This is a genomic window from Comamonas sp. 4034, assembly GCF_050434545.1.
GTDB classification, from domain to species: Bacteria; Pseudomonadota; Gammaproteobacteria; order Burkholderiales; family Burkholderiaceae_C; genus Comamonas; species Comamonas odontotermitis.
The window spans coordinates 151,605-171,956 of sequence record NZ_JBNDIT010000009.1 but is presented as its reverse complement, the minus strand read 5'-3'; the positions used below and the strand labels follow the sequence as shown (position 1 = coordinate 171,956).

At 61.0% G+C, this 20,352-nt stretch carries 24 protein-coding genes; 14 read left to right on the top strand and 10 right to left on the bottom strand.

All coding sequences use genetic code 11. The features are described 5' to 3' along the window. Positions 1–178: 178 nt before the first annotated feature. Positions 179–814 (top strand): LysE family transporter, encoded by a 636-nt coding sequence (locus ABIE32_RS12105; protein WP_429016415.1) that lies wholly within the window; start codon positions 179–181, stop codon positions 812–814. Between the two features lie 90 nt (positions 815–904). On the opposite strand, the gene trmL is transcribed toward ABIE32_RS12105, so the two are convergent. The 3 genes from trmL to ABIE32_RS12090 form a co-directional block, all read right to left on the bottom strand. Then, positions 905–1,390 carry a tRNA (uridine(34)/cytosine(34)/5-carboxymethylaminomethyluridine(34)-2'-O)-methyltransferase TrmL gene (gene trmL, locus ABIE32_RS12100; RefSeq protein ID WP_429016412.1) on the bottom strand — a complete coding sequence of 162 codons (486 nt, stop codon included), beginning with the start codon at positions 1,388–1,390 and terminating at the stop codon, positions 905–907. A 90-nt stretch (positions 1,391–1,480) separates the two neighbouring features. Beyond that, positions 1,481–1,846: a ComF family protein gene (locus tag ABIE32_RS12095; RefSeq protein ID WP_429016409.1), complete on the bottom strand. Its 366-nt coding sequence runs from the start codon at positions 1,844–1,846 to the stop codon at positions 1,481–1,483. An 18-nt stretch (positions 1,847–1,864) separates the two neighbouring features. Then, complete coding sequence (locus ABIE32_RS12090; RefSeq protein ID WP_429016406.1) at positions 1,865–2,272, bottom strand: hypothetical protein; 408 nt, start codon at positions 2,270–2,272, stop codon at positions 1,865–1,867. 56 nt (positions 2,273–2,328) lie between these two features. Here ABIE32_RS12090 and ABIE32_RS12085 point away from each other — a divergent pair, with 56 nt between their 5' ends. The 8 genes from ABIE32_RS12085 to ABIE32_RS12050 all read left to right on the top strand — a co-directional run bounded on the left by ABIE32_RS12085 (position 2,329) and on the right by ABIE32_RS12050 (position 8,772). After that, a complete protein-coding gene (locus tag ABIE32_RS12085; protein ID WP_429016403.1) occupies positions 2,329–3,234 on the top strand; it encodes a biotin synthase in 906 nt (301 codons plus the stop codon). Then, entirely contained in the window at positions 3,235–3,363 is a 129-nt protein-coding gene (locus ABIE32_RS12080) for a hypothetical protein (RefSeq protein ID WP_429016400.1), read from the top strand. A 213-nt stretch (positions 3,364–3,576) separates the two neighbouring features. Next, the gene (coxB, locus tag ABIE32_RS12075; protein WP_429016398.1) at positions 3,577–5,172 is read left to right on the top strand and encodes a cytochrome c oxidase subunit II; all 1,596 of its coding nucleotides are present in this window, start codon (positions 3,577–3,579) and stop codon (positions 5,170–5,172) included. A 45-nt stretch (positions 5,173–5,217) separates the two neighbouring features. Beyond that, positions 5,218–6,864 carry a cytochrome c oxidase subunit I gene (gene ctaD / locus ABIE32_RS12070; RefSeq protein ID WP_429016396.1) on the top strand — a complete coding sequence of 549 codons (1,647 nt, stop codon included), beginning with the start codon at positions 5,218–5,220 and terminating at the stop codon, positions 6,862–6,864. A 12-nt stretch (positions 6,865–6,876) separates the two neighbouring features. After that, positions 6,877–6,984 (top strand): cytochrome oxidase small assembly protein, encoded by a 108-nt coding sequence (locus tag ABIE32_RS12065; protein WP_395024802.1) that lies wholly within the window; start codon positions 6,877–6,879, stop codon positions 6,982–6,984. A gap of 32 nt (positions 6,985–7,016) precedes the next feature. Continuing rightward, the gene (locus tag ABIE32_RS12060) at positions 7,017–7,628 is read left to right on the top strand and encodes a cytochrome c oxidase assembly protein (RefSeq protein ID WP_224151418.1); all 612 of its coding nucleotides are present in this window, start codon (positions 7,017–7,019) and stop codon (positions 7,626–7,628) included. Continuing rightward, positions 7,628–7,846: a DUF2970 domain-containing protein gene (locus ABIE32_RS12055; protein ID WP_224151419.1), complete on the top strand. Its 219-nt coding sequence runs from the start codon at positions 7,628–7,630 to the stop codon at positions 7,844–7,846. The genes ABIE32_RS12060 and ABIE32_RS12055 overlap by 1 nt, the downstream gene beginning before the upstream one ends. Positions 7,847–7,890: 44 nt before the next feature. Next, complete coding sequence (locus tag ABIE32_RS12050) at positions 7,891–8,772, top strand: cytochrome c oxidase subunit 3 (RefSeq protein ID WP_395024806.1); 882 nt, start codon at positions 7,891–7,893, stop codon at positions 8,770–8,772. Between the two features lie 63 nt (positions 8,773–8,835). On the opposite strand, the gene ABIE32_RS12045 is transcribed toward ABIE32_RS12050, so the two are convergent. After that, positions 8,836–9,057: a twin transmembrane helix small protein gene (locus ABIE32_RS12045; protein ID WP_224151421.1), complete on the bottom strand. Its 222-nt coding sequence runs from the start codon at positions 9,055–9,057 to the stop codon at positions 8,836–8,838. 254 nt (positions 9,058–9,311) lie between these two features. On the opposite strand from ABIE32_RS12045, the gene ABIE32_RS12040 reads away from it, so the two are divergent. The 5 genes from ABIE32_RS12040 to ABIE32_RS12020 all read left to right on the top strand — a co-directional run bounded on the left by ABIE32_RS12040 (position 9,312) and on the right by ABIE32_RS12020 (position 13,620). Next, the gene (locus ABIE32_RS12040; protein WP_429016391.1) at positions 9,312–10,139 is read left to right on the top strand and encodes an SURF1 family protein; all 828 of its coding nucleotides are present in this window, start codon (positions 9,312–9,314) and stop codon (positions 10,137–10,139) included. Further along, positions 10,069–10,806, top strand: coding sequence for an SCO family protein (locus ABIE32_RS12035; protein WP_429016388.1), 738 nt, complete (start codon positions 10,069–10,071; stop codon positions 10,804–10,806). The genes ABIE32_RS12040 and ABIE32_RS12035 overlap by 71 nt, the downstream gene beginning before the upstream one ends. Positions 10,807–10,930: 124 nt before the next feature. Beyond that, the gene (locus ABIE32_RS12030; protein ID WP_224151424.1) at positions 10,931–12,064 is read left to right on the top strand and encodes a COX15/CtaA family protein; all 1,134 of its coding nucleotides are present in this window, start codon (positions 10,931–10,933) and stop codon (positions 12,062–12,064) included. Positions 12,065–12,096: 32 nt separating this feature from the next. Continuing rightward, entirely contained in the window at positions 12,097–12,996 is a 900-nt protein-coding gene (gene cyoE, locus ABIE32_RS12025; RefSeq protein ID WP_224151425.1) for a heme o synthase, read from the top strand. 6 nt (positions 12,997–13,002) lie between these two features. Beyond that, positions 13,003–13,620: an SCO family protein gene (locus ABIE32_RS12020; protein ID WP_429016385.1), complete on the top strand. Its 618-nt coding sequence runs from the start codon at positions 13,003–13,005 to the stop codon at positions 13,618–13,620. A gap of 50 nt (positions 13,621–13,670) precedes the next feature. Here ABIE32_RS12020 and ABIE32_RS12015 read toward each other — a convergent pair whose 3' ends face one another. The 6 genes from ABIE32_RS12015 to urtA all read right to left on the bottom strand — a co-directional run bounded on the left by ABIE32_RS12015 (position 13,671) and on the right by urtA (position 20,258). Next, positions 13,671–14,501 (bottom strand): urease accessory protein UreD, encoded by an 831-nt coding sequence (locus ABIE32_RS12015; protein ID WP_429016383.1) that lies wholly within the window; start codon positions 14,499–14,501, stop codon positions 13,671–13,673. Positions 14,502–14,504: 3 nt separating this feature from the next. After that, the gene (urtE, locus tag ABIE32_RS12010) at positions 14,505–15,197 is read right to left on the bottom strand and encodes an urea ABC transporter ATP-binding subunit UrtE (protein ID WP_429016380.1); all 693 of its coding nucleotides are present in this window, start codon (positions 15,195–15,197) and stop codon (positions 14,505–14,507) included. Between the two features lie 54 nt (positions 15,198–15,251). Then, on the bottom strand, positions 15,252–16,130 hold the full coding sequence (urtD, locus tag ABIE32_RS12005; RefSeq protein ID WP_429016378.1) for an urea ABC transporter ATP-binding protein UrtD: 879 nt from the start codon (positions 16,128–16,130) through the stop codon (positions 15,252–15,254). Next, on the bottom strand, positions 16,127–17,260 hold the full coding sequence (gene urtC, locus ABIE32_RS12000) for an urea ABC transporter permease subunit UrtC (RefSeq protein ID WP_429016375.1): 1,134 nt from the start codon (positions 17,258–17,260) through the stop codon (positions 16,127–16,129). The genes urtD and urtC overlap by 4 nt, the downstream gene beginning before the upstream one ends. A gap of 32 nt (positions 17,261–17,292) precedes the next feature. Continuing rightward, complete coding sequence (urtB, locus tag ABIE32_RS11995) at positions 17,293–18,885, bottom strand: urea ABC transporter permease subunit UrtB (RefSeq protein WP_429016374.1); 1,593 nt, start codon at positions 18,883–18,885, stop codon at positions 17,293–17,295. A gap of 101 nt (positions 18,886–18,986) precedes the next feature. Next, positions 18,987–20,258, bottom strand: a complete 1,272-nt coding sequence (urtA, locus tag ABIE32_RS11990) for an urea ABC transporter substrate-binding protein (protein WP_429016372.1) — start codon at positions 20,256–20,258, stop codon at positions 18,987–18,989. Between the last annotated feature and the right edge of the window lie 94 nt (positions 20,259–20,352).

Below are 20,352 nucleotides of genomic sequence, written 5' to 3'. Positions count from 1 at the left end.
AAATATGTGACAGTCCCCCACGGGCGGTGCTGGCAATGGAGAGCAGCCTGGCGCGATAATGGCGGCTTTGCCCGTTGTGCCGGGCCTACAAACTGCGGCCTGCCAGGCGCCAATGCGCACATGGCAGGGCGATGTGATGCGTGGGCGTTGGCATGGTGAGGCCGTTTCTGGATTGATCATGGAATTTCACACCTGGCTGGCCTATCTGGTGGCGGCCATCATCATTGCTGTATCACCGGGCTCGGGCGCGGTGCTGTCGATGAGCCACGGCCTTTCCTACGGCGTGCGCAAGACCAGCGCCACCATTTTTGGGCTGCAACTGGGCTTGCTGCTCATTCTGCTGATTGCGGGTGCGGGTGTGGGCTCGCTGCTGATCGCGTCCGAGACCGCGTTCAACATCGTCAAGATCGTGGGCGCCTGCTACCTGATCTACATCGGTTTTCAGCAGTGGCGCTCGACTGGAGGCCTGGTGAGCGACGCAGCCACGCAGCAGCCCGAAGGCAGCTGGAAAAAGCGTACCTTGAGTGGTTTTCTGACCAATGCCACCAATCCCAAGGGCATCATCTTCATGGTGGCGGTGCTGCCGCAGTTCATGACGGCCGATCATCCGTTGTGGCTGCAACTGTTGATCCTGTCCGTCACGACCTTGGCAGTGGACACCATCGTGATGCACGGCTATGCCGCAAGCGCCAGTGTGCTGCGCCGCCTGCTGCGTGACAGCAAGGCCATGCGTATCCAGAACAAGGTGTTTGGTGGCCTGCTGATGCTGGTGGGCATGGGCTTGTTCTTCGTCAAGCGCTCACAGAACGCCTGAGCCCCGGCGGCACATCTCTTTGCTATATAAATGAGAGCTATTGGCGCGCATCTGTTGTACGCCAATGGCCATTTTTTCTCAAATCTGTTGCTATTGAGCGATACCACCGTCAGGCATGGCAAAGCCATTCTGGCGCCAGGCTTCAAAGACGGTCACTGCCACGGCGTTGGACAGATTGAGGCTGCGCTGGCCTGCCACCATGGGCAGGCGCACACGCTGGGTGAGGGGAAAGCTCTCGCGCAAGGCAGGGGGCAGGCCACGGGTTTCGCAGCCAAATACCAGCCAATCACCCGGGTGAAATTTAATGTCAAACGCAGGGCTGCTGCCATGCGTGGTCATGGCGAACATGCGGTCTGCCGCTGGCTGCATGGTGTCGACAAAGGTCTGCCAGCTGGCATGGCGCTGCGTGGCGGCGTACTCGTGGTAATCGAGGCCTGCGCGGCGCATGTAGCGATCTTCCATGGAAAACCCCAGCGGCTCGATCAGGTGCAGGCGGCTGCCGGTATTGGCGCACAGGCGAATCACATTGCCGGTATTGGGGGGGATTTCTGGCTCGACCAGGACGACGTTGAACATGGGATGCAGTGATGGGAAGATGCGCGCGGCACGGGCCGCCAAGGCGTGCCAGTGTAGTGATGCATCAAAGCGCCTGCATGGCGCTGCGTTTTATTCCGGCGACGGAGTTCTTGCAAAAACCATAGCATCTACCGCAGATGCACCGTGCGCCAGCAGCATGTTTGCCACTGCAGCCAATGTGGCGCCCGTGGTCATTACATCGTCTACCAACAACACCTGCCTGCCGCAAATCGCTGCTGCATGGCGCGGTTCGACGGCAAAAGCGTGGCGCAGATTGCGCAAGCGCGCAGCGCGGCTCAGCTGCGCCTGCGCCGGGGTATCGGCCAGGCGCAATAGCCAGCCAGAATGAAGCACGGCGTTGCCCGGCGCCTGGCGCTGCAGGGCGCGGGCCAGTTGCAGGGCCTGGTTGTAGCCCCGCTCGCGCAGCCGCGCGGCCGAGAGCGGTACCGCAAACACGAGATCTGCCTGTTGCAGCTATTGCCGCGCGTGCGGCGCCTGCAGCATCAACTGCGCCATGGGCCTTGCCCATGCCAGATGCTGGTGATATTTGAACTGCTGCACCATGCCGCTCCAAGGCGGGCTATAGTCCACTGCTGCATGGCAGTGCCTCAGCGGCAACGGGTCGAGCAGGCAAGCCGGGCAGACCTGGCTGGTGCCGGGCAAAGGCAGCGCGCAGCGGTCGCAGCGCCCTGTGGCAGAAGGCGTGCAGATGGCTGCGCAGTCACTGCACAGCTGCGGGCTGGGCCAGCGCTGGCACACCAGGCAGGTGCCGGGCAGGTGCTCACCCAGGCGGTTTGCAAACCGGGTTGGCCACTGTTGCCACCATTGCCAATGGTGCCAACGTGGAGCCGAAACACCGCTTTCGCTGCTGACTATTGCCATGCCGTTTCTTTCAGAAGACATTTAACCCACGCCCTTACTGCGTAGCGGGCTTCCCCATGGCCGAATTTTCCACTCCCCCGACGATTGACCCGATAGCCGCCACGCGCTGGCAGAGGCAGGCGCCTGCGCACAGCCCCTGGCTGCATGATGAAGTAGGGCGGCGCATGGAGGAGCGTCTGGCGTGGATTATGCAAAAGCCCGCTGCCTGGTGCAGCTGGGAGCCGCTGTACGGTGGCCTGGCAGCGCACCAGCGTGTGGCCGAGCGTTATTCACAGTCGGCGCTGAGCGTTGTCGAAACCCAGCCTGGACACGAAGCCGTGCTGCGCGAACACCTCTCCAACCCCTGGTGGAGCATGAGCCGGTGGCGCCAGCCCAAGCTGCACTGGGGCCAGCCGGAAGCGGGCAGCGTGAACATGCTCTGGGCCAACATGGCCCTGCACAACCACCCCAATCCGCAGCAACTGCTGCAGACCTGGCACCAGTTGCTGGCTGTGGATGGGTTTGTGATGTTTTCCTGCCTGGGGCCGGACACATTGGCAGAAGTGCGGGCCGTCTATGCACAGCAGGGCTGGCCGGCTGCGAGCCACGAGTTCACTGATATGCATGACTGGGGCGACATGCTTGTGCAGGCCGGTTTTGCCGAGCCGGTGATGGACATGGAGCGCATCACACTGTCGTATTCCAGTGCGCAGAAATTGCGCGCAGAACTGCGCGAGCTGGGGCGAAACCTGCACCCCCGCCGCTTTGGCGCCCTGCGGGGGCGCAGCTGGCTTGGACAGCTCGACCTATCGCTTGCGCGACAGCTGGCCCGCGCCGATGAGGAAGGGCGGCTGGTTGTCACCTTCGAGATCATCTACGGCCACGCCTTCAAGCCGACTCCGCGCATCAAGCTGCAGGGCGAGAGTGTCATCAGCGTGCAAGACATGCAGCAGATGCTGCGTCAGGGGCGCATGCAGGGGTAAGTGACCGCTGCCGCGCAAGGCGCTGCCGATATGGGCAACCGGTGGTACACCGCCAAGGGCTCGGGCCACACCGGAGACAAGCCCGGTACCGGGGGCTGGCGTGGAACGCCAATTGCGACGGCTGTCTAGTGCCTGAAGGGCTTCTGTTGTGAAAGCCCTATGATCCCGGGATTGCATGGGTTGCAATATTGCGCAGTTCACGCCATGCTCGGTTTGATGACAAAGTGGCATGAGTGCAACCGCAGGTGCGCTCGGCCAAAGGTGCACCACGCGGCTCCATGTTTCCCCCACATGGTGCCTTGCACTTCATAACGATGAGACGTTGAGAAGTAAGTGACAACTATGAAAAGTGTTTCTCAAAAACTGGCTTCTTTGCTGTTGGTGGCTGGCGTAGGTTTGGCAACTGCAGCGCACGCAGTGCAGAGCCTGCCGGGCGGCCCTGCAGTCGGGCAGATGAACCTGCCTCCCCCGGTTACCAAGATTGCCGAAGAACAGCATACCCTGCACTGGATGATGCTGTGGATCTGCACCATCATCTTCGTTGGTGTGTTTGCGGTGATGTTCTATTCGATCTGGAAGCACCGCAAATCCAAAGGGGCCAAGGCCGCGGATTTCCATGAATCGGTCACAGTGGAAGTTGCCTGGACGGTTCTGCCTTTTGTCATCGTCATCCTGATGGCCTTGCCTGCCACCAAGGTGCTGGTGGCGCAAAAAGACACCACCAATGCGGACCTGACCGTCAAGGTGACCGGCTACCAGTGGAAATGGGGCTATGACTACCTGACGGGCGAAGGTGAAGGCCTGAGCTTTGTCTCCACCCTGGACAGCAGCCAGCGTGCCATGTCCAACAGCGGCGATGTCTCCAAGGCGCCCAATGACTATCTGCTGCGCGTCGACAACCCGCTGGTGGTGCCCGTCAACAAGAAGGTGCGTGTCATCACCACGGCTGCGGACGTGATCCACTCCTTCATGGTGCCTGCCTTTGGCATCAAGCAGGATGCGATCCCCGGCTTCGTGCGCGATACCTGGTTCCGTGCCGAGAAAACAGGCGATTACTACGGCCAGTGCGCAGAGCTGTGCGGCAAGGAGCATGCCTACATGCCTATCCACGTGAAGGTGCTGTCGGCTGATGACTATTCCGCATGGGTGGCAGACCAGAAGAAGAAGCTGGCTGCCAAGGCGGACGATCCGAACAAGGTCTGGGTGCTGGCCGATCTGGTGGCCCGTGGCGAAAAGGTCTATGCGGCCAATTGCGCGGCCTGCCACCAGGCCAATGGCAAGGGCGCAGGCCCCATCAAGGCACTTGACGGCAGTCCCGTGGTGCTGGGCCCCACGGCAGACATGATGCACGCCGTGCTGGAAGGCCGCGCCAATGGCGCCATGCCCGCCTGGAAGCAATTGAGCGATACCGACCTGGCCGCCGTGGTGACCTTTGCCAAGAATCACTGGAGCAACAAGACCGGCACCATGGTGCAACCCGCCGAGTTCGTGGCTGCACGCGGTGGCAAGTTCCCTGAGGGCGGGGGCTCCGCAGCGCCTGCTGCTGGTGCTGCAGCCCCCGCACCCGCTGCGCCGGCTGCCGATGCACAAGCAGCCCCTGCTGCTGCCGCACCGGCTGCAGAAGCGGGTCCATTCCAGGTGTTTTTCGGCAGCGGCAAGAGCGATCTGGACAGCGACGCGCAGGCCACCGTCAAGAAGGCGGCGGGCGCCCTGGCCACCCAGGCTGGCAAGGTGGTACTGTCCGGTTATGTCGATTCCACCGGCAATGCCGATCAGAACGCCGAACTCGCCAAGCTGCGCGCCCAGGCAGTGGCCAAGATGCTGACAGACAACGGCGTAGCCGATGGGCGCATCGAGATGCGCAAGCCAGAAACCATTACTGCAGGACAGGGCGCTGACAGCCAGGCGCGCCGCGTAGACATTGTTGCTGCGCCATAAAGCCCCACCAGTCCAGCACACGAAGAGCTATCGGAGTCAAGAACTATGAGCGCCGTTCTCCCTACAGACCACAGCCACACTGGCCACGGCCATGATGCGCATGGCCACGATGACCACCACCATGGCGCGCCCACCGGTTGGCGCCGCTGGGTGTTTGCCACCAATCACAAGGATATCGGCACGCTGTACCTGCTGTTCTCGTTCACCATGCTGATGGTGGGCGGCGTGCTGGCGCTGCTGATCCGCGCCGAGCTGTTCCAGCCCGGCCTGCAACTGGTCAACCCTGAGCTGTTCAACCAGCTCACCACCATGCATGGCCTGATCATGGTGTTTGGCGCCATCATGCCGGCCTTTGTGGGCTTTGCGAACTGGATGATTCCGTTGCAGATCGGTGCATCCGACATGGCCTTTGCGCGCATGAACAACTTCAGCTTCTGGCTGATGATTCCTGCAGGCCTGATGCTGGTGGGCTCGTTCTTCATGCCTGGCGGCGCGCCCGCTGCGGGCTGGACCCTGTACGCACCGCTCACGCTGCAGATGGGTCCGTCCATGGACACCAGCATCTTCGCCATGCACGTGATGGGTGCTTCGTCGATCATGGGGTCGATCAACATCATCGTCACCATCCTGAACATGCGCGCCCCCGGCATGACGCTGATGAAGATGCCCATGTTCTGCTGGACCTGGTTGATCACCGCATACCTGCTGATTGCCGTGATGCCCGTGCTGGCAGGCGCCATCACCATGACCCTGACCGACCGTCACTTTGGCACGAGCTTCTTCAACCCTGCGGGCGGCGGCGACCCGGTCATGTACCAGCACATCTTCTGGTTCTTCGGCCACCCCGAGGTCTACATCATGATTTTGCCGGCCTTCGGCATCGTGAGCCAGATCGTTCCGGCCTTCAGCCGCAAGAAGCTGTTCGGCTATGCATCCATGGTCTATGCTGTGGCGGCCATTGCCATCCTGTCCTTCATCGTGTGGGCGCACCACATGTTCACCACCGGCATGCCGGTGACCGGCCAGCTGTTCTTCATGTACGCGACCATGCTGATCTCGGTGCCGACGGCCGTGAAGATCTTCAACTGGGTGGCCACGATGTGGCGCGGCTCGATGACGTTCGAGACGCCGATGCTTTTTGCCGTGGGCTTCATCTTCGTGTTCACGATGGGCGGGTTCACGGGCCTGATCCTGTCGATGGCACCCATCGACATCCAGTTGCAGGATACCTATTACGTGGTGGCGCATTTCCACTACGTGCTGGTGGCTGGCTCGCTGTTTTCGATGTTTGCCGGTTATTACTACTGGGCGCCCAAGTGGACGGGTGTGATGTATTCCGAAGCGCGTGGCCGCATCCACTTCTGGGGCTCGCTCATCACCTTCAACATCACCTTCTTCCCCATGCACTTCCTGGGTCTGGCCGGCATGCCGCGTCGCTATGCCGACTACCCCATGCAGTTCGCCGATTTCAACATGATTGCGTCGATCGGCGCATTCGGCTTCGGTCTGATGCAGGTGTACTTCTTTGTGTTCGTGGTGTGGCCCGGCATGCGCCGCCATGGCGAAAAGGCTCCGCAAAAGCCGTGGGAAGGCGCTGAAGGCCTGGAGTGGGAAGTGCCCTCGCCAGCACCATTCCACACCTTCGAGAGCCCTCCCAAGCTGGACGCCACGGCCACCAAGGTCATTGGCTGATTGGATCTGTAGATGACAACGCCTGAACAACGCAAGGCAAATATCCGGCTGGCGCTGATTCTGGCGTCGGTGGCGCTGGTCTTCTTCATCGGGTTTCTGGTGAAGATGACGGTGCTGTAGGCAGTACGGCGAGCGAACAGGAGCAAGCAAGAGTGCGACACGCAGACAACGTCAAGATGGTGGGCAAGCTGGCCGTCGTAGCCTTGGGCATGTTTGCCTTTGGCTATGCGCTGATCCCGCTGTACAAGCGCATCTGCGAAGTCACCGGAATCAACATTCTGGCCTTGACCGAGCGCGATGTGCCGGGCAACGGTACTGCCGGGAAAAACGTCAAGCTCAATACCCAGGTGGACGAGAGCCGCACCATCACGGTGGAGTTCGATGCCAATGCACGTGGCCCCTGGAGCTTCAAGCCCGCAGTGGCTTCGATGAAGGTGCACCCAGGGGAGCTGAGCACGGTGATGTACGAGTTTCGCAACGAGCAGAACCACCGCATGGCGGCGCAGGCGATTCCCAGCTATGCGCCCAAGCAGGCCGCTCCCTACTTCAACAAGCTGGAGTGTTTCTGCTTCAACCAGTACACGCTGGATCCGGGTGAGAGAAAGGAGTGGCCGGTGGCCTTCGTCATCGACCCCAAGCTCTCGAAGGATGTGACGACGATCACCTTGTCCTATACCTTCTTTGAAGTGGGCGGCAAGACACCGGGTGCTCCGGTGGTCGTGCCCACGGCGGCTGCTGCGGCAGCAGAACCAGGGTCATCGTGATGCCAGCACCCAGCCCGACACCGCAACCCGGACAGCGCAAAGGCAGCGTGTGGCGCACGGTGCAGGCGGTGCTGTGGTCTTTGCTGGGCGTTCGCAAGGGATCGGAGTGGCAGCAGGACGGCGCGCAGATCACGCCGCTGCAAGTCATCGCCGTAGGCCTGGTGGCCCTGGCTTTGTTTGTGCTGGGGCTGATGGCCCTGGTGCATTGGTTGGTTTGAGTAGAGTATTTCAGTAGCTAGAAAACGAGATATCAGGAGCTGAGATGAGTGCGACACCCCATGGCGCTACGCCGTACTACTTTGTTCCCGCAGAATCGCGGCATCCGGTGATGGCGGCCATCGGCCTGGGCCTGATGATCGTCGGGGCGGGCAATTGGGTCAATGGCCATGACTGGGCCAAGTACGTGCTGCTCCTGGGCACGGTCTGGTGGCTGTTTGTGCTGTACCAGTGGTTTGGCGATGCCATCCATGAGAGCCAGGCAGGCAAGTACAGCCACCGCATCGACATGTCCTACCGCTGGAGCATGAGCTGGTTCATCTTCTCCGAAGTCATGTTCTTTGGCGCATTCTTCACGGCACTGTGGTGGGCGCGCGCGCATTCGGTGCCTACGCTGGGCAGCCTGGACAACGCCTTGCTGTGGCCTGATTTCAAGGCGGCTTGGCCCAGCGTGTCGCCCGGTGCGACCGCGTCACCCGCAGGCACAGTCGATCCGTTCCAGACGGTGGGGCCTTTCTGGCTGCCTACGATCAATACCGCGTTGCTGCTGACTTCGGGCGTCACCCTCACCATTGCCCACCATGCGCTGCGGGACGACCACCGTGCCAAGTGCATCAAGTTCATGTGGATGACGGTGCTGCTGGGCGTGATCTTCCTGTTCGTGCAGGGCTACGAGTACCACCACCTCTACACCGAGCTGAATCTCAAGCTCAATTCGGGCGTGTACGGCTCCACCTTCTACATGCTTACGGGCTTTCATGGGTTGCACGTGTTTGTCGGCATGTTGATGCTGCTGGTCATCACCTTGCGGCTGCAAAAAGGCCATTTCACCGCCAAGAAGCACTTTGGCTTCGAAGGGGCTGCCTGGTATTGGCACTTTGTGGACGTGGTCTGGCTGGGCCTGTACATACTGGTGTATTGGATGTAAGTTGCATCCAGCTCAGCAAAAAAGCGCCTCACGGCGCTTTTTTGCTGTTGGGTCGGTGGTGGTTCAGGAGCCCGCAGGAATTCCATGGGGCTGGATATAGCCCAGCTTCCAGGCAATCAGAATGCACAGGAACACCAGCACCGAGATCCCGATCCGCACCGTGAGCGCCCAGGCCATGCGCTTGTTGCCGGCGCCATCCTCCCGACTGCCGCGCATCATGAAGATGAGGGCAGATGCCAGGCTGGCAATGATGACGACAAAGGCGAGTGCGATGATGATCTTCATGGAAAACTCCGGGTGTTGTCGCGCAATGCGCTTTTGTCTTGCGAGCAAAGGCGCTTGTCTCTCAGACACCAATAAGCAATTAGGCATCTATTCTTGCGCAGATGCAGCGCCTGCACCATCCGCTATCACCCGCGCTACCGATTCGGTGCGTGGGGCGAGGTATAACCATGGGGATGAAAGCCAGTCGCATGTTTTTCTCTCGGAATTTGCAGGAAGCGTTTACATGAACAGCGCATTGCAGGGTGCCGCCAGCCATGGCTGATGTAGCGGATTCCACTGTTGCCAGCGGCGCCCGCAAGGTGCGCCTGCGTTTTGCCATCATCACCATGGCGGCAGTGATCGCCATGCTGGTGACGGCATCGCTCGGACGCTGGCAACTGCGCCGCGCTGCAGAGAAGGAAGCCTACCAGACGCAGCTTGATGCGCGTGTTGCCATGCCTGCGCTGGATGGTCACAGCCTGCTGGTGCCACTGGCGCTTTCTGCGCAAGAAGAATTGCTGCATCGACAGGTGGTTTTACAAGGCGAATGGCTGCCGCAGCATACGGTCTATCTGGACAATCGCCAGATGCAGGGCAGGCCTGGTTTCTATGTGCTGACACCGCTGCGCCTGGCAGGGCCAACTGGACCTGTTGGGTCGAACCTGTCGCAGACCGTACTGGTGCAGCGCGGCTGGGTGCCCCGTAATTTTGAGAACAGAGCTGCGTTGCCAACGGTACAGACGCCTTCCGGCCGTGTGCAGGTGCAGGGGCGCATTGCCAGCCAGCCTGCGCGCCTGTTGGAGTTGCAGACGCCAGCCAATGCCTCAGGGGTATCCCAGATCCGTCAGAATCTCGACACTGCGAGTTTCTCCCGAGAGATCGGCGTGCCCCTGGCCGCATTGACGGTGGTGGAAACCGGTGCTGCCTCCGATGGCCTTGCACGCGACTGGCCTGTGGTAGGCAGCGGCGTGGAAAAGCATTATGGTTATGCGTTTCAATGGTTTGGCCTGTGTAGCCTGATTGCCATCCTTTATGTCTGGTTCCAAATTGTCCAAAGTGTCCGCAGGCGCCGCCGCCACCCAAGCCCCGCCACCGGCGGATGAGGAATTGCTGGGCCTGACCGTGCACAGCTTGCCCGCCGCCCAGGCGGGCGATGCCATCGATGCCGCAGAGCGCTCGCGCAGTGGCCGCATCAAGATGTTCCTGGTGCTGCTGGTGTGCGCAGCGCCGGTGATCGCTTCGTACTTCACCTACTATGTGATCCGCCCCGAAGGCCGCCGTAATTTTGGTGAGTTGGTTGTCCAGCAGCCAACCCTTCCTGCCATGCAGGTGCAGACGCTGGATGGCAAGGCGTTCGATCTGCAGAGCCTCAAGGGGCAATGGCTGCTGGTGAGCGCATCGCCCGCCGCCTGCGACGACATCTGTCAGAACAATCTTTACCTTCAGCGCCAGTTGCGCGAGAGCATGGGGCGAGAGAAGGAGCGGGTGGACTGGGTATGGTTGATCACTGACGGTGGCACACCAGCCGAAACCATGCGCCCTGCGCTTTCGCAGGCCACTGTATTGCGCATGCCGCAGGCGGCGGTGGCGCAATGGCTGGCACCGGCTTCTGGTGCACAACTGGCAGATCACTTATACGTGGTGGACCCGCTGGGCCACTGGATGATGCGCTTTCCCGCCAGATTGAGCCAGAGTGATGCAGCCAAGGCCCGCAAGGATCTGGAAAGACTGCTGCGTGCCTCCTCCAGCTGGGACAAGGAGGGGCGTTAGCGTGCCCATGGCCCCTTCTCTTGCTGATTGGCCTTCGGGCCAGGCGGGTTGCTGGCCTGCGCTCCAACCCGCTGCGGCTGTTTTCCGTTCGATGCATGAAGTGCATCCCTGAGTTTTTGAGAGTATGACTTCGCAGGATCTGTACGATTTCGCACCGCTGGCGCGGGTATTGCTCACGGGCGCCATCATTGCGCTGGGGCCTGTTGCCTGGATCTGGTGGCGGCACCGGGGCGCAACGCCGCTCAAGCGCCTGCAGGTGCTGGCGGTGCTCACCCTGTTCCTGTCTTTTGATCTGGTGATGTTTGGCGCCTTCACGCGCCTGACTGATTCGGGTCTGGGTTGCCCCGATTGGCCGGGTTGCTACGGCAATGCCAGCCCGATTGGCGCGCACGCCGAAATATCGGCAGCGCAGCAGGCCATGCCCACTGGCCCGGTCACGCACGGCAAGGCCTGGGTGGAGATGATTCACCGCTATCTGGCGACAGCGGTCGGGGGTCTCATCATCGTGCTCACTGCCAGCGCATGGGTGCGCCGCAGGCGTCAGGAGCACGAACCCATCAGTCCCTGGTGGCCCACGGCAACCCTGGTGTGGGTGCTGATACAGGGGGCGTTTGGCGCGTTGACGGTGACGATGAAGCTCTTTCCGGCCATCGTCACCTTGCATCTGCTGGGTGGCACGGTGCTGTTGATGCTATTAACCGTGCAGGCAACGCGCCAGACGCAATTTGCCGATAATCTCGGGTTAGTCCCAGTGCCGCAGGTGCTGCGCTGGGTGATCGCGGCTGCCGCAGCGCTGGTGTTCGTGCAGGTCACCTTGGGTGGCTGGGTGAGCACCAATTACGCGGTGCTGGCCTGCACCACCTTTCCGCAGTGCAATGGTGCCTGGTGGCCAGCGATGAATTTCGATGGCTTCCAGATCTGGCGCCCTCTGGGCTTCTTGGCCGATGGCTCGCACATCAGCTATGAAGCGCTGGTTGCCATCCACTATGTGCACCGGCTGTTTGCCTACTTGGTGATTGCGGCGCTGCTCTGGCTGGGCTGGCGTTTGCACACCGTGCCGCAACTGGCCTCGCAGCGGCGGTGGCTGATCGGGTTGACCGTGTTGCAGTTTGCCACCGGGCTGTCGAATGTGGTGCTGGACTGGCCCATCGTGGCCGCCGTGTTGCACACCGGCGGCGCTGCGGCCATCATGGTGGTGCTGACCTGGATGTGGTGCAGCACGCACCGTGAAATCCGCCGTGGCGAAGCTGCGGCCTGAATTGCTGTATGGAACAAAGACTGAGTGCTCCGATGACCGAACTTGCCGCTGCCCCGATGCCGAACCGCTTTGCGCAGTTCTATGCATTGACCAAACCCAAGGTAGTGCAGTTGATCGTGTTTTGCGCATTGATCGGCATGGTGCTGGCAGTGCCGGGTCTGCCTTCGGCGTCCGAGCTGTCGCTGATGGCGATTGCCTGCGCCGGTATCTGGCTGGTGGCCGGCGCTGCTGCGGCCTTCAACTGTCTGGTGGAGCAGAGCATCGACGCGCGCATGAAGCGTACGGCCTGGCGCCCCACGGCGCGTGGTGAACTCTCCAACAGCCAGACCTTGCTGTTTTCTGCGGCCCTGTGCGCGGCGGGTTCGGCCATTCTGTATTTCTGGGTCAATGCGTTGACCATGTGGCTCACCTTTGCCACCTTCGTGGGATACGCCATCATCTACACGGTGATTCTCAAGCCCCTGACGCCACAGAACATCGTGATTGGCGGTGCATCCGGTGCAATGCCGCCTGTGTTGGGCTGGGCTGCGATGACCGGCGATGTCGCGCCGCAATCGCTGCTGCTGTTTCTCATCATCTTCCTGTGGACGCCCCCACACTTCTGGGCCCTGGCACTGTACCGGGTGGAGGATTACCGCAAATCGGGCCTGCCCATGCTGCCCGTGACGCACGGGAACTATTACACCCGTGTGCAGGTCGTGCTCTATACGGTGGTGTTGTTCGCCGCGAGCCTTTTGCCTTTCATCATTCAGATGAGCTCGTGGATCTATCTGGTGGCTGCCGTGGTACTGGGCGCAGGCTTCTTTGGCTACGCTGTCGCGTTGTGGCGCAGCTATTCCGACGCTCTGGCCCGCAAGACCTTCCGCTTTTCGCTGGTCTACCTGAGTGTGCTGTTTGCCGCCTTGCTGGTCGACCACTATGTAACCTGGTGATATGTGATGAAAAAGCGTGATGCTCTTCGATGGATGGCTGCAGGCGCCCTGGTGGCGGGCGCTGCAGGTACCCTGACTGCATGCAAACAAAGCCAGCCCAAGGCCAGCTTCAATGCGATCGACCTGACAGGCAGCAAGGAATACGCACAGGATTTTGCGATGCCTGACCAGAATGGCCAGCGCCGCACCATGGCCGATTTCCAGGGCAAGGTGACCTTGTTGTTCTTTGGCTATACCCAGTGCCCGGACGTGTGTCCCACGACCTTGAGCGATCTGGCGGCTGTCAAGCAAAAGCTGGGCGCCAAGGGCGACAAGCTGCAAGTGGTCTTTGTCACGGTGGATCCGGCCCGCGATACGCCCGAAATGCTCAAGTCCTACATTGCCAACTTTGACCCGAGCTTTCTGGCGCTGCGTGGCAGCGACGAGGAACTGGCGAAGATGGCCAAGGACTTCAAGATCTACTACAAGAAGGTGGATGGCCAGACACCGGCCAGCTACACCATGGACCACACCGCTGGTGATTACATCTTCGATCCGCAAGGGCGTCTGCGCCTCTACAGCCGGTATGGCACACCGGTGGACACCTTGGCCAAGGATATCGAACTCCTGATCGACGGCGCCTGATTCCTTCAGCGCGCCAGGTTCGACAGGCCGCCAAAGACAGAGAGACAGCGCTACATCGACCAGATGCGGGGCGTTGTGCCGGGCAGACTCCACAGCTCGCTGCGCCAATGCGCCCACACGGTCTTCCACACCTGCATGAGCGGCTCCACCACAGGCGCGAGGCCGCGCAGCACCAACATATGCGCGTTGGGCGCGGTAACGCCGCAGACGGTGCCTTGGGGCGCTGCCTGCAGCAGCCCGTGTGTGCTCTCCAGCAGCGCTTCGCGCTGGGGGCGGGCAAGCGGTGTGCCGCTTGCAAAAATCAGGCTGCCCATGCAGCGTTGTCCAGACAAACCCAAAGCTCCGTCCAGCAACAGATGGTCTTGCGCACTGATGAGGCCGCGCTCCAGAAAGAGACCAGGCCATTCCATATGCTGGGTGAAGCGCCCGCATGCAAAAGGCTGGTTCGCCATGGGCAGGCCCAATGCCGTCACATCCCAGGTCAGCAGTTGGGCGCCTTCGGAAAGTTTGAACTCCAGGTGGTTGGCGGCATCGCAGGCGTTGTAGGCAATGGCTTCCAGCGGCAGCCATTCCAGCCTTGCCCCAGTCTCTAGCACGAGCCGGGTGCGCTGCAGCGCGGACTGGCCATTGCTTTTGTAGAAACGTGTGGCGCCTGGGGTGGTCACCAGGGCATGCGCGCCTTCCCGCACCTGTACGCTGATATCAAGCACATCGCCACCAACCAGTCCTCCAGGAGGATGTACCAGCACGTTGTGGCAGATGCTGGCGCCTTCGGGGTAGAGGCTCTTGAGAATGCGCAGCGGGCCGTCGTGCGTGAAGTGCAGGGCGGTCTTGTCTTGCTGCTTGCGGTAATCAAGCGCCAATTGCGCATGCCAGGCCATGGGTCAGATTGCCACCAGTTTCCGGATGTCCTTTTGCTGCATTTCATTGCCGGGACCTGCGGCAATCACTTCGCCGCGTTCCATCACCACATAGTGATCGGCAAGTTCTTCGGCAAAGTCATAGTACTGCTCGCACAGCAGAATGGCCATATCGCCGCGGTCGGCCAGCATGCGGATCACGCGGCCGATGTCCTTGATGATGCTGGGCTGTATGCCTTCGGTAGGCTCATCGAGAATCAGTATCTGGGGCTGTGGCGCCAGCGCGCGTGCGATGGCAAGCTGCTGCTGCTGGCCGCCCGAGAGATCGCCGCCGCGCCGGTGCAGCATCTGCTTCAATACCGGGAAAAGCTCGTACAGCTCACCCGGTATACGGGTACGCGCAGGGCAGTACGACAATCCCATGCGCAGATTGTCTTCTACCGACAGGCGCGAAAAAATCTCGCGCCCTTGCGGCACATAGCCGATGCCGCTGCGCGCACGCTCGTAGGGCGTCTTGCGCGCAATGTCCAGGCCCTGCCATTCAATGCGGCCGCTCTTGATGGGCACCAGACCCATCAGGCTCTTGAGCAGCGTGGTCTTGCCAACGCCGTTGCGGCCCAGCAGGACCGTGATTTTGCCGATCTCGGCTTTCACGCTGACATTGCGCAGAATGTGCGAGCCGCCGTAGTACTGGTGCAGGTTGTGAACTTCAAGCATTTTTTGCGTCCTGCGCCCGGCTATCCAATGCGGGCAGCGACTGTTTTACAGAAATCAGCGGCCAAGGTACACCTCGATCACGCGCTCGTCGGCTTGCACCTGGGCGAGGGTGCCTTCGGCCAGCACAGCGCCATCACAAAGCACTGTGACTTTCTCGCTGATGGTGCCGATGAAGCCCATGTCGTGCTCCACCACCATCAGTGAATGCCTGCCTTTGAGGGTGAGAAACAGCTCCGCCGTGCGCGCTGTTTCCTCGTCCGTCATGCCGGCAACGGGTTCGTCCAACAGCAGCAACTGGGGCTCTTGCACCAGCAGCATGCCAATTTCCAGCCACTGCTTCTGGCCATGGCTCAAAAGGCCTGCCTGCCGGTTCACGCTGCCTGCCAGATGAATGGTGTGCAGTACTTCGGCAATGCGGTCCTTCTGGGCGCCATGGAGGGCAAAGCGCATGGATGCCGCAACACCTTTGTGTGTCTTGAGTGCCAGCTCCAGGTTCTCGAACACGGAGAGCTGCTCGAACACCGTGGGCTTCTGGAACTTGCGGCCAATCCCCATGGCGGCAATTTCGGGCTCGTTGTAGCGCAGCAGATCGATGGTAGAGCCGAAGAACACGGTGCCGCTGTCAGGCCGGGTCTTGCCAGTGATGATGTCCATCATGGTGGTCTTGCCTGCGCCATTGGGGCCGATGATGCAGCGCAGCTCGCCAGGGGCAATGTCGAGGTTCAATCCGTTGATGGCCTTGAAACCATCAAAGCTCACATGCACATCTTCCAGGTAGAGGATGCGGCCGTGGGTGGTATCCACCTCTCCGGCCACCACGGGCCTTGCCATGCTGGCACTGCGCCCACCTGATTCGGTGCGGCCTTCGCTGCGACGCTCCGTGCGGTACTGCTGCAGGCGTTCGCTGCCCGATTGCATCAGGTCGGGGGTCATGCCTGAACTCCTTGCTGGGGGGCAGATGGTTGCGTCAGTGCGCGGCGCTTGTTCTTCCATTCGCGGATCTGCGTTGGAAGACGGATCAGGCCGCCTGGCATGAGCAAGGTCACCACGATGAACAGTGCGCCCAGCACATACAGCCAGTATTCGGGAGCCGCCACGGTGAGCCAGCTCTTGCCACCATTGACGGCGAAAGCACCAATGATGGGGCCTACCAGACTTGCGCGGCCACCCACAGCCGTCCACACAGCCATTTCGATCGAGTTGCCCACGCTCATCTCGCTGGGGTTGATGATGCCAACCTGGGGCACATACAGCGCACCGGCCAGGCCGCACATCATGGCCGAGATGATCCAGATCGACAGCTTGTAGGGCAAGGGGTTGTAGCCGCAGAACATGGTGCGCGATTCGGCATCACGCACGGCCTGCAGCACGCGGCCGTATTTGCTGCGAATCAGCCAGCGCGAGAACAGAAAGCAGCCCAGCAACGCCAGCCCCGACAGCGCAAACAACAGCACATGCATGGCTTGCGTGTTCAGCGAATAGCCCAGCAGGGTCTTGAAGCCCGTGAAGCCGTTGTTGCCGCCAAAGCCAGTCTCGTTGCGGAAGAACAGCAGCATGGCCGCATAGGTGAGCGCCTGGGTGATGATGGAAAAATACACGCCCTTGATGCGCGAACGGAAGGCGAAATAGCCGAATACGCCACCGATCACGCCCGGAACCAGAACCACCATCAGCACGGTGGCCACAAAGCTGCCCGACAGCGCCCAGTGCCAGGGCAGTTCCTTCCAGTCCAGAAAACCCATGAACGCCGGCAGCGCATCGGGGCCTGCTGCTTCGCGCATGAGGTACATGCCCATCACATAGCCACCCAATGCAAAGAACAGGCCATGGCCCAGGCTCAGGATGCCGGTGTAGCCCCAGATCAGGTCGATGGCCAGGGCCACGATGGCATAGCACATGAATTTTCCCATCAGGCCCACCAGATAGTCGGACAGATGCAGCGCACTGCCCTCGGGCACCAGCAGGTTGAGGGCGGGCGCCATGGCGCATACCGCGATGAGTGCAGCCAGAAAGATGGCCCAGCCCCGAGTGCCGAGCAGAGGATCGGGCCTGGGTAGTTGCATGGATGTTGGCAGATCGGTTGTCATAGGTATGGTCAGGCTTCGGCGCTTCGGCCCTTGAGGGCAAAGATGCCTTGCGGGCGTTTCTGGATGAACACGACGATGAACAGCAGCACGGCAATCTTGGCGAGTACTGCACCGGCCCAGCCTTCGAGCAGCTTGGACAGCACGCCCAGCCCCAGCGCAGCGTATACCGTGCCCGCCAACTGACCCACACCGCCCAGCACCACGACCAGGAAGGAGTCGACGATGTAGTTCTGGCCCAGGTCGGGGCCCACATTGCCGATCTGGCTCAAGGCGCAGCCGGCGAGACCGGCAATGCCGGAGCCCAGTGCGAATGCATAGGTGTCGGTGCGGGCAGTGTTCACGCCAACGCACGAGGCCATGGCGCGGTTCTGCGTGACGCCGCGTACGAAAAGGCCCAGCCGCGTTCGGGCGATCATGAAGGCCACGGCGCCCAGCACTGCAAAGGCAAACAAGATGATGGCAATGCGGTTGAACGGCAGCGTGAGATTGGGCAACAGTGAAACGCCACCGCTCATCCAGGCGGGGTTTTCGACCCCTACGTTCTGCGCTCCGAACAGGCTGCGTACCGTCTGCTGCAATACCAGGCTGATGCCGAAGGTGGCCAGCAGCGTCTCCAGCGGACGGCCATAGAGAAAACGGATCACGCCACGCTCCAGCACAGCGCCTACCAGCGCGGCGACGATGAAGGACACTGGCACGGCCACGACCAGATACCAGCCGAAGGCGGACTCAGGCATCCAGCGCTGGAACAACACCTGTACCAGGTACGTGGCATAGGCACCGATCATGATCAGCTCGCCATGCGCCATGTTGATCACGCCCATGAGCCCGTAGGTGATGGCCAGGCCCAGCGCTGCCAGCAGCAGCACGGAGCCCAGGCTCAGACCGCTGAAGATGGCGCCCAGCCGTTCGCCCCAGGCCAGCGATTCGGCAATGGATGACAGCGCAGAGCGGATTGCCTTCTGCACCGCAGGATCGCTCTCGTCGGCCAGCCTTTGGTTCAGCAGTAGCTGTGTCTCCGGGGTGTGGATCTGCGCCAGTTGTTGTACAGCCTGCAGACGCTCGGCAGAATCCTCGCTGCCCAGCAGGCTGGCAGCCTTGGCGCGCTCCAGCATGGCTTTGACCTGTGCATCCTGTTCACCTGCCAGCACCTTGTCGATCAGCGGCAGGCGAGCGGCATCGGGTTCTGCCGCCAGCTTTTGCGCCGCTGCACGGCGGGCCTGCACATCGGCGCTGTTCAGCGCCAGTGCAGCCTGAGCGGATTCGATCACGCCGCGCAGGTAGTTGTTGTTGACGATCTCCTCGGCATCAGCGGGCAGTGTGGTGACTGCACCGGTGGCGGGATCGATGGCACGCTCGCCCTGGATGACAAAGGCCTTGCCACCGGCTGTGCGTACAGCGTCATCGGCAAGCGCCTGCAGATAGGCGGCCAGCCTGCCGCCGTCGTCAGGCTCCAGCACGGCGGCGTTGATGGCCGCAGCGCGCGCATCATTGTCTTCGGCAGCCGCCATGGCAAAGGTCTGTTCGGCGGTCAGCGCGTGGCAGGACAGGGACAGCAGCAAGCCCAAGGCTGCGGCCATGGCTTTGTGCAGGATGTTCATGGTTGAATCAACCTTCAGCGCTTATCCATTAAGCGCCATTAGCTATTGTTTTGATACTTGATATTGCCCGGTCGGCATTGCGCAGACCGGGCAGCATGCAATCAGGAACTGCTCTTGCCGTCCGGCTCGTCCTTCTTCTTGTCATTGCCTTCGATATAGGGGCTCCAGGGCTGTGCCTTGATTGGGCCCTTGGTTTTCCAGACCACATTGAACTGGCCATCGGCCTTGATCTCACCCACCATCACGGGCTTGTGCAGGTGGTGGTTCTTCTCGTCCATCTTCACGGTGAAGCCGTCTGGTGCAGCGAAGGTCTGGCCGGCCATGGCAGCGATGACCTTGTCGGTATCCGTGCTCTTGGCTTTTTCGATGGCCTGCTTCCACATGTGGATGCCGATCCAGGTGGCTTCCATCGGGTCGTTGGTCAGCGGTTTGTCCTTGTGGCCCGCAATGTTCTTGGCCTTGGCGTAATCGCTCCACTGTTTGATGAAAGCGGTGTTGGTAGGGTTCTTCACGCTCATGAAGTAGTTCCACGCTGCCAGGTGTCCTACCAGTGGCTTGGTGTCCACGCCGCGCAGCTCTTCCTCGCCCACGCTGAAGGCCACCACGGGCACATCCTTGGCTTTGAGGCCCGCATTGCCCAGCTCCTTGTAGAAGGGCACGTTGGAGTCGCCATTGATGGTGGAGATCACAGCGGTCTTGCCGCCGGTGGAGAATTTCTTCACATCTGCCACGATGGTCTGGTAGTCGCTGTGGCCAAAGGGGGTATAGGTTTCCATGATGTCGGAATCCTTCACGCCCTTGGATTTGAGGAAGGCGCGCAGGATCTTGTTGGTGGTGCGGGGGTAGACATAATCAGTGCCTAGCAGCACGAAACGCTTGGCACCACCGCCTTCCTTGCTCATCAGATACTCGACCGCAGGAATTGCCTGCTGGTTGGGGGCAGCTCCGGTGTAGAAGACATTCTTGGACAGCTCTTCACCTTCGTACTGAACAGGGTAGAACAGCAGGCCATTGTTCTGCTCGAACACGGGCAGCACCGATTTGCGCGATACGCTGGTCCAGCAGCCGAAGACCACGGCTACCTTGTCCTGCGTGATCAACTGCTTGGCTTTTTCAGCGAACAGCGGCCAGTTGGAGGCAGGGTCCACCACCACGGGCTCCAGCTTCTTGCCCAGCACACCACCCTTGGCGTTGATGTCGTCGATGGCCATCAGCACCGTATCCTTGAGCACGGTCTCCGAAATGGCCATGGTGCCTGACAGGCTGTGCAGCACGCCGACCTTGATGGTGTCCTGTGCTTGCGCAGGAGACGAGAAGAAGTAAGCCAGGGAGACCGAGGCTGCCAGTACGTTCAGGGTTCCACGACGATTCATTGCACCACTCCAACAAAAGGGTTCGGTCACGATTGACCGTGCGTGCTGCAGTGCAATAGGCGTGCCAGTTTTGAAATCTACTCGCGGATGGCTG

What these genes read in the sequence shown, in the direction of transcription:
- ABIE32_RS12090 (WP_429016406.1), bottom strand. Translation starts at nt 2,272, where the DNA reads ATGGCAATAGTCAGCAGCGAAAGCGGTGTTTCGGCTCCACGTTGGCAC.
- ABIE32_RS12065 (WP_395024802.1), top strand. Translation starts at nt 6,877, where the DNA reads ATGACAACGCCTGAACAACGCAAGGCAAATATCCGGCTGGCGCTGATT.
- urtE (WP_429016380.1), bottom strand. Translation starts at nt 15,197, where the DNA reads ATGCTTGAAGTTCACAACCTGCACCAGTACTACGGCGGCTCGCACATT.
- ABIE32_RS12035 (WP_429016388.1), top strand. Translation starts at nt 10,069, where the DNA reads ATGTCTGGTTCCAAATTGTCCAAAGTGTCCGCAGGCGCCGCCGCCACC.
- urtB (WP_429016374.1), bottom strand. Translation starts at nt 18,885, where the DNA reads ATGAACATCCTGCACAAAGCCATGGCCGCAGCCTTGGGCTTGCTGCTG.
- ABIE32_RS12020 (WP_429016385.1), top strand. Translation starts at nt 13,003, where the DNA reads ATGAAAAAGCGTGATGCTCTTCGATGGATGGCTGCAGGCGCCCTGGTG.
- ABIE32_RS12105 (WP_429016415.1), top strand. Translation starts at nt 179, where the DNA reads ATGGAATTTCACACCTGGCTGGCCTATCTGGTGGCGGCCATCATCATT.
- cyoE (WP_224151425.1), top strand. Translation starts at nt 12,097, where the DNA reads ATGACCGAACTTGCCGCTGCCCCGATGCCGAACCGCTTTGCGCAGTTC.
- ABIE32_RS12015 (WP_429016383.1), bottom strand. Translation starts at nt 14,501, where the DNA reads ATGGCCTGGCATGCGCAATTGGCGCTTGATTACCGCAAGCAGCAAGAC.
- trmL (WP_429016412.1), bottom strand. Translation starts at nt 1,390, where the DNA reads ATGTTCAACGTCGTCCTGGTCGAGCCAGAAATCCCCCCCAATACCGGC.
- ctaD (WP_429016396.1), top strand. Translation starts at nt 5,218, where the DNA reads ATGAGCGCCGTTCTCCCTACAGACCACAGCCACACTGGCCACGGCCAT.
- urtA (WP_429016372.1), bottom strand. Translation starts at nt 20,258, where the DNA reads ATGAATCGTCGTGGAACCCTGAACGTACTGGCAGCCTCGGTCTCCCTG.
- ABIE32_RS12055 (WP_224151419.1), top strand. Translation starts at nt 7,628, where the DNA reads ATGCCAGCACCCAGCCCGACACCGCAACCCGGACAGCGCAAAGGCAGC.
- ABIE32_RS12030 (WP_224151424.1), top strand. Translation starts at nt 10,931, where the DNA reads ATGACTTCGCAGGATCTGTACGATTTCGCACCGCTGGCGCGGGTATTG.
- coxB (WP_429016398.1), top strand. Translation starts at nt 3,577, where the DNA reads ATGAAAAGTGTTTCTCAAAAACTGGCTTCTTTGCTGTTGGTGGCTGGC.
- urtD (WP_429016378.1), bottom strand. Translation starts at nt 16,130, where the DNA reads ATGACCCCCGACCTGATGCAATCGGGCAGCGAACGCCTGCAGCAGTAC.
- urtC (WP_429016375.1), bottom strand. Translation starts at nt 17,260, where the DNA reads ATGCAACTACCCAGGCCCGATCCTCTGCTCGGCACTCGGGGCTGGGCC.
- ABIE32_RS12050 (WP_395024806.1), top strand. Translation starts at nt 7,891, where the DNA reads ATGAGTGCGACACCCCATGGCGCTACGCCGTACTACTTTGTTCCCGCA.
- ABIE32_RS12085 (WP_429016403.1), top strand. Translation starts at nt 2,329, where the DNA reads ATGGCCGAATTTTCCACTCCCCCGACGATTGACCCGATAGCCGCCACG.
- ABIE32_RS12040 (WP_429016391.1), top strand. Translation starts at nt 9,312, where the DNA reads ATGGCTGATGTAGCGGATTCCACTGTTGCCAGCGGCGCCCGCAAGGTG.
- ABIE32_RS12045 (WP_224151421.1), bottom strand. Translation starts at nt 9,057, where the DNA reads ATGAAGATCATCATCGCACTCGCCTTTGTCGTCATCATTGCCAGCCTG.